The organism is Micromonospora sp. NBS 11-29 (assembly GCF_002140155.1).
In the GTDB taxonomy this organism is placed as follows: domain Bacteria; phylum Actinomycetota; class Actinomycetes; order Mycobacteriales; family Micromonosporaceae; genus Micromonospora.
The window spans coordinates 63,129-75,624 of sequence record NZ_NAPR01000031.1 but is presented as its reverse complement, the minus strand read 5'-3'; the positions used below and the strand labels follow the sequence as shown (position 1 = coordinate 75,624).

Below are 12,496 nucleotides of genomic sequence, written 5' to 3'. Positions count from 1 at the left end.
CCGGCGGGACCCCACCCACGCCCGGCCCGACGCCGCCCGGTGACGCGGCCCCGGCCTGGGAGCTGCCGGTCCAGCTCGACCAGGGGGACACCGGGCACTGCGTGGGCTTCGGCTGGTCGGGCTGGGTCGACGCCACGCCGGTCCCGGGGGTTTACCAGAACGCCGACGCGCACGCGCTCTACTACGAGTGCAAGGTGATCGACGGCGAGCCGCGGGCGGAGAACGGCTCGACCGTCCGGTCCGGGGCGCTGGCGCTGCGCAATCGGGGCCGGCTCGCGGCGTTCGCGTTCGCCGGCTCGCTGGCCGAGATCGACCAGTGGATCAACACCCAGGGATCGGTGGTGGTCGGCACCAACTGGACCGACGACATGTTCCATCCGGACGCCGACGGCTACGTGAAGCCGACCGGCAGGGTGGCCGGCGGGCACTGCTACGTGATGGTGGACCGGCTGGACTCCGAGCAGGCGTACCTGTTCCAGAACTCGTGGGGGGCCGGTTGGGGTCAGCACGGCCGCTTCAAGATCAAGTGTGCGGACTTCGAGGGCCTGCTCTCCGCCGACGGCGAGGCCTGCTGCGCCGCCGAGCTACCGCACTGACGCCGGCTACGACGCCACCCTGGACCGGTTGGTCGATCCCGACGGATCCGACCGGGGCGCGGCGGGCACTCCGGTGCCGGTCCTCGCGCCGGCGGCACAACTCGGTAAGGGCGCCAGCCGGGAGCAGCGCCAGCAGGCCAACCAGCAGCGTCGGGCGCGGGTGGCGGCGTTGACCGGGCGGTGGCTGGCGCGGATGGTCGCCGCCGACCCTCACCGGATGGACGGTGGAGCGGCCCACCGGGGTGGCCCCGGCGTCCGCTGACCGTCGGCGGCTTCAGGCGCAGCCGCGGTACTGCAACGCGGCGTCCTTCATGTAGGCCCAGAGCGCCAGGCCGTTCCAGTAGTCGTAGGTGAGTGTCCAGCCATTGGCGGTGTTGCCGGTGGGCCCGGTGACGACCTGTCCGTAGCGGCGGGTGCCGTACAGCGTCGACTCGTTGGGGGCGGTGTACATGCCCGCGTAGTCCCAGACGACGGTGAAGCTGCTCGTCGTGCATGCCGCCTGTGCCGTCCCGGCGGGCACGAGGGCCGTCAGTGTGGTCGCCGCGAGGAAGGCGGCCGTCGTGTGGAGCAGCAGTCGGCGTACGGTCATGGCGTCATCCTATCGATGGTCGTGAACGAATGCAGCCGGCTGCCCCTTCAGCTTCATGCTCTTCCGGCCGCTGTCGGCGCGGGACTGATCGGGCTCGCCGCCGGTCGGANCAGGCGGCGGCGATCCGGTCGCCGCCGCCGCCGCGACCGAGCCCGGCAGGGTCGGTGGTCAGGTTCCGGCGCAGGCGATGGTGGTCCCGCCGCCGGTGCCGGTGCCCTGGAAGCCGAAGTTGGTGGACTGACCGGCGGCCAGGCGTCCGTTGTAGGTCTGGTTCGTGACGGTGACCGTGCCGCTGGTGCCGCTGGCGACGCCGTTCCACACCGAGGTGACCGATGCTCCGCCCGGCAGGGTGAGCGTGACCCGCCAGCCGGTGAGGGCGGCGGTGCCGGCGGTGACGGTGACGGTGGCGACGAACCCGCCGTTCCACTGGTCCTGGATGGAGAAGACCGCGGCGCAGCCGCCGGGCGGGAGCGTGGTGGGCGAGGGAGTTGTGGGCGGCGGGCTGGTGGGCGGCGGGCTGGTGGGCGGCGGGCCGTCGTCGAGCGTCAGGTTCTTCTGTTGGACGGTCCACTGGGTGTGGCACAGGCCGCAGTCGGTGCCGACGAAGGTGCGCCCGGCGGTGGCGTCACCCTTGAGGCGCCACTTGAGGTAGAGCACGGCCACCCGGCCGAACTCGCCGCCGTTGGGCTGGTCGTAGGTGCCGCCGTGCCCGACGTTGAGGTTGCCCATGAACGCGGGTAGCCCGGCCGGCAGCTTGCCCCAGTCGTCGATGGCGTTCGGGTAGGCGATGTCGCTGGGCCCGCCGACGAAGTAGGCGATCGGCTTGGTCAGCCTTCTGAGCTGGTAGTCGTCGGCGTCGTTCAGCAGGCCGCTGCTGAAGATCCCGGTCGTGGTGACCCGCGGGTCGGCGGAGACGGCGTACGCCTCCAGCCCGCCGCAGGAGAAGCCGGCGACGGCGATTTTGGTCGTGTCGAGCCGGTTGTAGTACTTGCTGCCCGCCCGGGAGTTCTCCGCGACGGCCCAGTCGATCGACTGGGTGAGCATCTGGGAGTTGGTGGAGCCGGACCCGTTCGGCGCTCCGTTGGCGATGGCGAGGAAGCCGTGGGAGGCGATCTCGCGGAGGAAGTTGCCCTGGGAGAGGCCGTTGGCCGAACAGCCGCCGTTGCCCCACACGACGATGGGAAGGCGCTCGGACGGCAGCGTCTGGGGTCGGAAGATGGTGTGGTTCGCCAGCGTGGTCGAGGTTTCGTAGTCGGCCGGGTAGGGGCCGGAACCGCCGACCGCGGCATCGGCCGGGGTCCCGCCGAGCGCCATGACCACGGAGGTGACCGGTAGGACGATGGCCGCCAGCCCCACCCAGATCTTCGATGTGCGTCTCATGCGTCCTCCCGCGGAGTTCGCCACGGCGCTGCCTGCGGCAGCCGGTGGCGGTTGGCCGCTCGCGCCTCGACCGACGTGGGTCCTCCACATGCGCGCTGGCGGGAACGGGATGCGGCCACTATCACCAGGATAGCGATGGGTGTCAATGTGTCGCCCGGCTGTCGGGACTCGCCCGCGCCAGGGCGCGCTTGTCCGGCTTGCCACTGGGCGCCACCGGAACCCGATCGATCGACCGGATCGTCTGCGGGACCGACGCTTCCCCCAGCGACTGCGCCACCAGGGCGCGCAGCCGTCCGGCGTCCGGTACGTGACCAGGAGCCGGCACCACGTAGGCGTGCACCGCCTCCCCGGTGACGTCGTCGGGACGGCCGACGACGTAGGCCTCGGCGACCGTGGGGTCGGCGGCGAGGACCCGCTCGATCGGGCCGGCGTACACGAGGTTGGCCTGCACGATGATGACGTCCCGGATCCGGCCGAGCAGGTGCAGGTAGCCGTCGCGGTCCAACCGGGCCAGGTCGCGGGTGCGGACCCAGCCGTCGACGAAGACGTCGGCGGTCTCGACCGCGTCCGCCCAGTACGCGGCGGCCTGCGCCGGCGTCCGCACGAAGAGTTCCCCCTCGGTGGCGGGACGGCCGTCGGCGTCCCGGATGGACAGCGCGGTCACCGGCGGTGGCCGGCCGACCGAGGCGAGCGCGGCCGGATACGCCAGCATCTCGCCCGGCGTCACCATGCTGATCATGCCGGTCTCGGTCTGTCCGTAGCCATGGAACACCACGGGGCCGAGCACGTCGAGAGCCTCGGCGAGCCGGCCCGGTGCCAGCGGGGAGCCGGAGACCAGCAGGGCCCGCAGACTGCTCAAGTCGACCGGATCGGTGCGCTGGTCGCGCACGAGCTGGTGGAGTTTGCCCACGGTGATCACGCTCGCGGTCGCCCGGTGCCGCGCGATCATGCCGGGGAAGCCCGGGGGCCGGGCCGCGACCAGGGTGCCCCCCGCAGCCAGGGTGAGAACGGCGTACTCCAGCATCACCTGGCTGCTCAGCGAACCGAACACGAGATACCGCTGTAGTCGGGTGGCGAGGTCCGCGATCGCCGGCGGCCAACGATCCGGGTACGGCGCCCAGGCCGCGCTCATCGCCGCGTACGTCTGGGCGCAGCCCTTCGGGCTGCCGGTGCTGCCGCTGGTCCAGGTGATCCGGGCGACGTCGTCCGGGCGGCCGGCGGCGATCAGCGTACGTCCGTCGTCGGGGGTGCCCGCCAGTTCGGCGACCCGGGCGTCGTCGACCAGCAGCGTGTTCCCGCCGAGCTGCCAGTCGAGGTGCGCCGGCGTCAGGTCGGGGCGGATCCCGGTGACCCGGGCGCCGACCGCGAACGCCGCGATGACCGTCGCGAAGGCCTCCGCGGTGACGCCGAGGCGCAGGGCTACCCCGACGCCCGGGCCGGCCCCGGCGGCGCGGAGCCCGGCGGCGATGCGACGGATCAGCCGGGACATCCGGGAGGCGGTGACGATCCGATCGCCGTCGGCGAAGACCGGCCGGTCGTCACCGGCGGCGAGCAGGTCCAGCACAGGCTGCGGCCAGACCTCAGCCGGCATCGGAGAGCACGCCCTTGAGGAAGACCACGAGGGGCTGGTGGTGCACGTCCGGGAGATTCCAGTCGTTCTCGAGGTTCTCCGCGAGGTGGTGCGTGGCGACGACCCGGCCGCCGCGATGGACCCGGACGACCGGGTGCAGGTAGCTGGCGTCGTGCGCGTGTGCGGCGTCGTTCTCGGCGATCCGGGGCACCGTGACGTCGAAGGGGTCGACCTGGTCGTGGTCCGGCCCGTACTCCAGGGTGGTCACGATCGCGAACGGTTCCGGACCCAGGCCGCCGTCGTGCAGGTACGCGACCGGCACCTCCTCGTGGTACCGGGCGGTGCCGCCGTCGACGACGATGACGTCGCCGAGGACCGCGAACTGCTGCCACAGCGCCGAGGTGCGGTTGATCCGGGCGATGATGGCGTCGGTGATCGCCTCCGGGGTGACCTCCAGTGGCGTGGCCGGCCACGGCGTGCCGTGGTGGCGGGCGTCGAGAATCCGGTGCAGGGCCCGCACCCCGTACCGGAAGCCGTGGATGAACCCGTTCGTCGAGCGCTTGAAGTCGCGCTGCTGGGTGAGGGTGCCGGCGAAGTAGAGGCCGGGCACGCTCACCGACTCGTACGCCGAGGTCTGCTCGGGGAAACGGTCGTCGATGACGAGCCGTGGCCGGGCGGACGCGTCGAAGATGCTCGCGTCGAACCGGAATCCGGTGCAGAGGATGATCCGGTCGTAGTCGATCCGCCGGATCGCCTCGACGCTGCGGGCGTACCGGAAGTCGATCCGGTAGCCGCCGTCGTCGCGCCGGGCGATCCGCTCCACGGTGCCGTCGAGGACCGCGTTCTGCGACTTGAGCTGGTACGTGTCGAGGAAGTTGTTGTTCACCGCCCGCAGGTGCCCGACGTAGTGCGTCTGCCACGCCAGTTTGATCGAGTGTGGGCCGGCGACGTGGATGACCGCGGCCGTCTCGACGAGCGCGTCCGCCGTCTCGAAGGCCGAGTTGCCCTTGCCGATGACGAGGACGCGCTGGTTGGTGAAGTCGTCCGGGTCGACGCTGACGGTGTCGTAGCGTTCGGCGAGCGCGGCGCCCTCGATCGGCGGGACGTACAGCTGGGACACGCCGGTGGCGACGACCACCCGGCGGGCGGTGCGGGTGTCGCCGCCGGCGTCGACGGTGAACAGGTCGCCGTCGCGCGCGACCCGGGTGACCCGGGTGTCGTAGCTGACGCGCAGGCCACGGGCGTAGTCGGCGAGGTAGCGCACCAGGTCGTCGGCGTCCGGGAAGTACCGCCTGCTGTAGTTCTTGAACAGCAGCGCCGGGTCGTCGGTGAGCAGTGAGTTCCAGTCCGCGCGCAGGTTGAACTCCGGATCGTCGGAGCCGGTCCAGACCTTGTTGATCGAGATGAGTTGCCGGTGCCGGGGATAGGTGGTGAAGAACGTGCCCGGTGCCGGGCCGGCCTCCAGCACCAGGTAGTCGCGGCCGTCGCGCTCGAGCAGGTGCGCGAGCTGGAGCCCGGCCGGTCCGGCTCCGATGATCAGATAGTCGAGCGTCATGCGGCGAAACGTAGCGATGCGATTTCAGAGCGTTCTGAGAATTCGTCTCTAGGGTGCGATCGCATGACGACAGAGGTGGACCTCGAGGTCCCGCTGCGGATCGCCGATCTCCGCGCCGCCCGGGACCCGATCACCGTCGTGGTCGGGCCGCAGGTCCGGGGCCGGGTCACGGCCGCCCGTACCTTCCTGTCCAAGGTCCGCGGCGACGACCGCGCGGTGTACGGGGTCACCACCGGCTTCGGCGCCCTCGTCGGGTACGCCGGCCGCGCCGACCCGCGGGACCAGGCCGACAACACGCTCGCCCACCTCGGCGCGGGCCAGGGCCCGGACCTCGATGCGGAGGTGGTCCGCGCGACGCTGCTGCTGCGGGCCGCGTCGCTGGCCCGGGGCGCGTCGGGGGTGTCCCCACACGTCGTCGACGCCCTCGCGGCCATGCTCGCGACCACGTTCGTCCCCGCGGTGCCCCGGCTGGGTTCGGTCGGCGCCAGTGGCGACCTGATCCCGCTCGGCGCGGCCGCCCAGGCGTTACGGGGCCGGGGCCACGCCTACCTGGACGGGATACGGCTGCCCGCGGCCGAGGCGTTGGAGCGGGCCGGCCTCGAACCGCTGCCGCTGGACGGTCGGGACGCCCTCGCCCTGGTCAACGGCACCTCGCTGACCACCGCGGCGACCGCGCTGGCGCTGGACGCGGTCCGCGCCGCACACCGGGCGGTCCAGGTGCTCACCTGCCTGCTCGCCGACCTGCTCGGCAGCGACCCGCAGTTCCTCGACGCCCGGCTGCTGGCCGCGTACGGCCATCCGGGCGCGATCGACGTGGGCGCGCGGATGCGACGGGTCAGCGACGGCCTCGTCGCGTCCGGCACGCGTGCGTTGCAGGAGCCGTACAGCATCCGGTGCGCGCCGCAACTGCTCGGCGCGGCCGAGGACGCGCTGCGCTACGTCGACGCCGTCGTCGCGGCCGACCTCGCGGGCGTCACCGACAATCCATTGTTCTTTCCCGACGACGACCTCGTGGTGCACGGCGGCAACTTCTTCGGACAGCCGGCCGCGTTCGCCGCCGACGTGCTGTCGATGGTCACGGCGCAGGTCGGCAACCTCGCCGAACGGCAACTGGACCTGCTCGTCGACCCGAACCGCAACGGCGGCCTGCCGCCGATGCTGGCCGCCGGCCCGGGGCAGCAGCACGGGCTCCAGGGGGTGCAACTGGCGGCGACCGCGCTGATCACCGAGATCCGCCGGGACACCATGCCCGCGAGCATGCAGAGCGTGCCGACCAACCTGCACAACCAGGACGTCGTCCCGCTCGGCACCCAGGCCGCGCTGCGGGTGCTGGACCAGGCCCGGCTGCTGCACCTCGTCGTCGGGTCGCTGGCGCTGGGGCTGCGCCAGGCCGCGTACGTCGGCGCCCGTACGCCGACCGCGTCCGGCTGCGCCGAGGCGCTGGCCGCGCTGGCCGCGGCCGTACCGCCGGTCGACCCGGACCGGCCGCTGGACGGTGACGTGCGGCGCGCGGCCGACGTGATCGCGGACCTTGTCGTTTCTCTTCCCTGAGGGTGGGCGCACATGACGCTTGACTATGTGATCGTCGGAGCCGGGCCGGCCGGCCTGCAACTCGCCGCCGCGCTGGAGGCCGACGGCAGGCGCGACTATCTGGTCCTGGAACAGGCAGACATCCCGGGGGCGTTCTTCGCCACCTTTCCCCGCCACCGGCAACTGATCTCCATCAACAAGCCGCACACCGGCTCGGACGACCCGGAGCTGAACCTGCGGTTGGACTGGAACTCGCTGCTCGGCGACGACCCGACGCTGCGGTTCACCAGCTACACGGAACGGTACTTCCCCGACGCCGACGTGATGCTCCGCTACCTGGCGGACTTCGCCGCGAAGACGGGGGTACGGGTCCGGTACGGCACCCGGGTGACGTCGATCGGCAAGGTCGACGGGGTGTTCGAGGTCCGGGCGGGGGAGGAGGTCTTCCGGGCCCGACGGCTGATCGTCGCCACCGGCGTCTCCCGGGCGTACCGGCCGGAGATCCCGGGGCTGGAACTCGCCGAACAGTACGCGGACATGTCCGTCGACCCTCGTGACTACCTCGACCAGAAGGTGCTGATCATCGGCAAGGGGAACTCCGCGTTCGAGACCGCGGACAACCTGATGGAGACCACCACGCTGATCCACGTCGCCGGGCCCAGTTCGGTGCGGATGGCCTGGCGTACGCACTACGTGGGGCACCTGCGTGCGGTGAACAACAACTTCCTGGACACCTACCAACTGAAGTCGGCCAACGCGATCCTCGACGGCCACGTCAAGCGGATCGAACGCGACGGCACCGGCTTCCGGGTGACGTTCTCGTTCACCCGCGCGAACGAGGTGGTCAAGGAGCTGTGGTATGACCGGGTGCTCGCCTGCACCGGTTTCGCCTTCGACGCGTCGATCTTCGACGACACCTGCCGGCCGGCACTCGCGATCCGGGACCGGTTCCCGGCGCAGACACCGGAGTGGGAGTCGGTGAACGTTCCCGGCCTGTTCTTCGCCGGCACCATCACGCAGGAACGGGACTTCAAACGCTCGACGAGCGGCTTCATCCACGGTTTCCGGTACGGCGTGCGGGCACTGCACCGGATCCTGGAGCGACGGTACGGGGACACGCCCTGGCCGGCGGAGAAGCTGGACGCCACCGGAGAGGCGATCGCCGACGCCATCGTCGCGCGGATCAACCGCACCTCCGCCCTGTGGCAGCAGTTCGGCTTCCTCGGTGACGTGGTCACGGTGGCCGGATCGGACGCGCGCTACCACGAGGAGGTGCCGGTCGAGTACTTCACCCGCACCGGCCTGCCCACCGCCGACCACGACTACACGCACGCCTTCGTCGTCACGCTGGAGTACGGCCCCGAGCACGACCGGGTGGATCCGTTCGACATCACGGTCAACCGGGTCGCCCAGGACGTCGTCGGCCAGGCCCACGACGCCGCCTACCTGCACCCGGTCGTCCGCCACCACCGGGCGGGCCAGGTCGTCGCCACCCACCACCTGGCGGAGAACCTGGAGAACCGATGGGACCGGCCGGAGGTCCACGTCGCGCCGCTCGTCGCGTTCCTCGACCGTTGCCTGAGCGGTGCCGAGGACTGAGATGCGTCAGTCGGACGGCCCGACGCTGGACGTCGCGGCCCTGAACCTGGCCGAGGTGGCCGCCGACGCGCGGCGTCGCCTGGACCCGGTGCACTGGGACTTCTTCACCGGTGGCGCCGGCGAGGAACGCACGCTGCGCGCCAACGAGGCGGCGTTCACCCGGCGCTACCTGGTGCCTCGCGTCCTACGCGGCGCGGGCCGACGCGACCTGCGGATCTCGCTGTTCGGCACGCGGATCTCGATGCCGGTGCTGATCGCGCCGACCGCGTTCCACCGGCTGGCCCATCCCGAGGGCGAGGTGGCCACCGCGCGCGCCGCCGCCGAGGCGGGCACGATCATGGTGGTCAGCATGGCGGCCACCCGGCCGGTCGAGGAGATCGCCGCCGCCGGCGGGCCGCTGTGGTTCCAGCTCTACCCGCAGGCGGACCTCGACTTCACCGCGTCCGTGGTACGGCGGGCGGAGGCGGCCGGTTGCTCGGCCCTGGTCGTCACCGTCGACTCGCCCGTGTTCGGCCGGCGGGAACGCGACCTGCGGCACGGCTTCGTCGACCTGCCGCCGGGGCTGGTCTGCGAGAACATGCGCGACGCGGGCGGCCGGGTGCGCGACATCGGGATGGACGCCGGGCTGGACTGGGCCCGGATCGCCTGGCTGCGCGAGGTCACCACGCTGCCGATCCTGCTGAAGGGGGTGCTGCATCCCGCGGACGCGGCGCTGGCGGTCGCGCACGGCGTCGACGGTGTGCTGGTCTCCAACCACGGGGGCCGGCAGCTCGACGGCGCGCTCGCCACCCTCGACGCGCTGCCCGCGGTCGTCGAGGCCGTCGCGGGGCGGCTGCCGGTGCTGCTCGACGGCGGCGTCCGCCGGGGCGCCGACGTCCTGGTGGCGCTGGCGCTCGGCGCGACCGCGGTGCTGGTCGGCCGCCCGGTGCTGTGGGGGCTCGCGGTGGGCGGCGTCGCCGGGGTACGCCGCGTGCTCGACCTGCTGCACGCCGACCTCGACCGGGCGCTGGCGCTGGCCGGTGCCACCGGGCCGGCCGCGCTGCGCGATGACCTGGTCGCCACGGTGGCATGCCGATGAGCGTCCTGATCGTCCTGGCGGGGATCGGTGTGGCGTGGACCCTCCCGTACTGGCTGCCCCGGGCGGTGGTCCGGCTGCGCGAATGGGTGTTCGTCACGGTCAACGGCGCCGAAGGAGTCCCGGTGCCGGGCCCGCTGGTCGGCATGGCGGACTTCGAGCGGGTCTACTCGGATCCGGCGGCGAACGGACGCAGCCGGGGGGCCGGGTTGTCGGACCTGTTCTGGTACTGGCTGGCGCCCGGACCGCACATGCACCAGGAGCATCTGGAGCCGGGGGAGCACTACCGGACCGTGGCCGCCACGACCCGGCGGGTGCTCGCGGTACGCCAGCAGCGCTGCGACGACCTTGCGACCGCCGCCACCCGGCGGATGCTCGACCGGTTGCCGACCGACCGGATCAGCCACGTACGGCTGCGCGACCTGATGATGCCGGTCTGGGCCGAGGTCCACCACGAACTCGTCTTCGGCGAGACGTGTCCGCCGCACGCGCGGGCGCTGATCGTCGCCAACGCCGACGACGTGGTCAACGGGCTCAAGTGCACCGGCCTGCGGCACATGCGGCGGCGCGAGAGGCTGACCGGGTATCTGTCCGACCGGATCCGGGCGGGGACCTGCCCGGTGACGCTGCCGCCGCCGTTCACCGCCCAGGAGACGGCCTGGTATCTGCAGGGCGCCTTCTTCAACACCGCGGTCGTGCAGATGTCCGAGGCGACGGCGCATGTGCTGCTCGCCCTCGCCACGCATCCCGACCTCCAGCGGGGACTCGACGACGACGCGTTGGACCGGGTGATCGATGAGACGCTTCGGCTGCATCCGCTCTTCGGCGTCGCGCACCGGATCACGTCGGCGCCGATCAGGCTGCCCACCGGGGTGTCGCTCCCGGCCGGAACGGTCCTGCTCTTCAACTACCTGGCGTTCCATCGCGGCGGAGCCGCCGGTGACGACCGGTTCGCCCCGGACCGGTGGCTGACGCTCAGGCGCGGCGACGCGCACTTCATCCCGTACGGCGTCACCGCGAACCGGGCCTGTCCGGCCCGCGGCGTCGCGCCGGTGATGCTACGCGCCGCGACCCGCGAGGTGCTGCGCCGGTACGCCCTGGCCTCCTCGGCCGCACACACCCGGTCGCTGCCCAGCCGAGGTCCGGCATATCTGACGCCGGTCGGGATCGTCGGTCCCGGGCGGCCACGGCTGGCCGCGATGCGGTTGCGGGACCGCTGGGCCGACGTGGGCCGCAGCGTCCGACAACTGGTGTTCGGCACCTGGATGGTGCTCGACGCCCGCCGGAAGCGGTTGTGCACCACCTATTTCGAGAGGGCGGTCCGATGACCCCAACGGAGCTGGCGCCACGGTTCTTCATCGCCGTCACGGTGATCCTGATCTTCTGCAAGGGGGTCGCCTGGCTGCTCGGCAAGGCGGGTCAGCCCGCCGTGGTCAGCGAGATGCTGGCCGGCGTCCTGCTCGGCCCGTCGCTGCTCGGGCTCCTGCTGCCGGACGTGCAGAACGCCCTGTTCCCGGCCCCCCTGCTGCCGGTCCTCTACGTCGTGGGGCAGGTCGGCCTGGTGCTGTTCATGTTCCAGGCCGGGTACGCGTTCAGCGCCCACCGGGTCACCGGGCTCGCCGGCACCGCCGGGGTGGTCTCACTGGCCGGCGTCACCGCGCCGCTCCTGTTGGGGGTGCTGCTGGTCCTGGTGACGGCCGACGCCGTGCCGATCCAGGCCGACGGGACGTCACTCGGGGTCTCGGCCGCGTTCGTCGGCGTCGCCCTGGCCATCACCGCGTTCCCGATGCTGGCCCGGATCATCACCGAGCACGGACACGCCGGCACCCGGCACGGCACGCTCTCCCTGGCCAGTGGCGCGATCGACGACATGGCCGCCTGGATCATGCTGGCCGCCGTCCTGGCCTTCGCCTCCGGCGAGGCCGGTCCCGCGATCGTCACCGTGGGCGGAGCGGTCCTCTTCGGACTGGTGCTCTGGCTCGGCGGTCGTGCGGTCACCTCGACGCTGATGACCCACCGCGCCCTCAACGACCGCGCCCGACTGCTCGGCACCGTCGCCCTGCTCTTCCTGGTCGCCTGGTACACCGACGAGATCGGGCTGTACGCGGTCTTCGGGGCGTTCGCGGTCGGCGTGGTGATGCCCCGCACCGAGAACACCGACCGGGTGGTGGACACCCTCACCCCGGTCGCGGCGACGCTCTTCCTGCCGTTGTTCTTCACCTACTCGGGCCTGCGTACCGAATTCGGGTTGCTGGGTTCCCCGCCGGTGCTGTTGTTCGCGCTGGCCTGCGTGACGGCGGCGATCGTCGGCAAGTTCGGCGCCTGCTGGGCGGCGGCCCGGCTCCGCGGGGAGCCGTCGGGCGTCGCGCTGCGGGTCGGCGCGCTGATGAACGCCCGCGGTCTGATGCAGCTCATCGCGCTGAACGTCGGGTTGGAGGCGGGCATCGTGAACCGGTCCCTGTTCACCGTGCTGGTGGTGGTCGCGCTGGTCACCACGCTGATGACGACGCCGGCGCTGAGCTGGATCGAGCGCCGGGAGGCGCACCGGCCCGACACCGCGCGCATGCTGGCCCGCGTCGGTGATTTCCGGTAATTGCTGAGG

The 12,496-nt window shown here is 72.1% G+C and carries 11 protein-coding genes; 7 read left to right on the top strand and 4 right to left on the bottom strand.

The window, feature by feature from the left end; translation table 11 throughout:
• On the top strand, nt 1–596 hold a 596-nt coding region (locus B1205_RS27285), incomplete at its 5' end, for a C1 family peptidase (protein WP_303395044.1).
• Between the two features lie 28 nt (nt 597–624).
• Nucleotides 625–858, top strand: a complete 234-nt coding sequence (locus B1205_RS27280; RefSeq protein WP_089158209.1) for a hypothetical protein — start codon at nt 625–627, stop codon at nt 856–858.
• Nucleotides 859–870: 12 nt separating this feature from the next.
• Here B1205_RS27280 and B1205_RS27275 read toward each other — a convergent pair whose 3' ends face one another.
• From B1205_RS27275 to B1205_RS27260, 4 genes are all read right to left on the bottom strand, one after another.
• Nucleotides 871–1,185, bottom strand: coding sequence for a hypothetical protein (locus tag B1205_RS27275; RefSeq protein WP_089158208.1), 315 nt, complete (start codon nt 1,183–1,185; stop codon nt 871–873).
• 168 nt (nt 1,186–1,353) lie between these two features.
• Nucleotides 1,354–2,565: a cellulose binding domain-containing protein gene (locus tag B1205_RS27270; RefSeq protein WP_089158207.1), complete on the bottom strand. Its 1,212-nt coding sequence runs from the start codon at nt 2,563–2,565 to the stop codon at nt 1,354–1,356.
• A gap of 142 nt (nt 2,566–2,707) precedes the next feature.
• Nucleotides 2,708–4,156, bottom strand: coding sequence for a class I adenylate-forming enzyme family protein (locus tag B1205_RS27265; protein WP_089158206.1), 1,449 nt, complete (start codon nt 4,154–4,156; stop codon nt 2,708–2,710).
• Nucleotides 4,146–5,690 carry an NAD(P)-binding domain-containing protein gene (locus tag B1205_RS27260; RefSeq protein ID WP_089158205.1) on the bottom strand — a complete coding sequence of 515 codons (1,545 nt, stop codon included), beginning with the start codon at nt 5,688–5,690 and terminating at the stop codon, nt 4,146–4,148. The genes B1205_RS27265 and B1205_RS27260 overlap by 11 nt, the downstream gene beginning before the upstream one ends.
• A gap of 63 nt (nt 5,691–5,753) precedes the next feature.
• Between B1205_RS27260 and B1205_RS27255 the strand changes: the two genes are divergently transcribed.
• The 5 genes from B1205_RS27255 to B1205_RS27235 are packed head-to-tail and all read left to right on the top strand — an operon-like array spanning nt 5,754 to nt 12,487.
• Complete coding sequence (locus B1205_RS27255) at nt 5,754–7,241, top strand: HAL/PAL/TAL family ammonia-lyase (protein WP_089158204.1); 1,488 nt, start codon at nt 5,754–5,756, stop codon at nt 7,239–7,241.
• Nucleotides 7,242–7,253: 12 nt separating this feature from the next.
• Nucleotides 7,254–8,819: an FAD-dependent oxidoreductase gene (locus tag B1205_RS27250; RefSeq protein WP_089158203.1), complete on the top strand. Its 1,566-nt coding sequence runs from the start codon at nt 7,254–7,256 to the stop codon at nt 8,817–8,819.
• Nucleotide 8,820: 1 nt separating this feature from the next.
• Nucleotides 8,821–9,897, top strand: coding sequence for an alpha-hydroxy acid oxidase (locus B1205_RS27245; RefSeq protein ID WP_089158202.1), 1,077 nt, complete (start codon nt 8,821–8,823; stop codon nt 9,895–9,897).
• Nucleotides 9,894–11,222 carry a cytochrome P450 gene (locus B1205_RS27240; RefSeq protein ID WP_217809890.1) on the top strand — a complete coding sequence of 443 codons (1,329 nt, stop codon included), beginning with the start codon at nt 9,894–9,896 and terminating at the stop codon, nt 11,220–11,222. Before B1205_RS27245 ends, B1205_RS27240 begins: the two co-directional genes overlap by 4 nt.
• Complete coding sequence (locus B1205_RS27235; protein WP_089158200.1) at nt 11,219–12,487, top strand: cation:proton antiporter; 1,269 nt, start codon at nt 11,219–11,221, stop codon at nt 12,485–12,487. Before B1205_RS27240 ends, B1205_RS27235 begins: the two co-directional genes overlap by 4 nt.
• Nucleotides 12,488–12,496 lie beyond the last annotated feature (9 nt).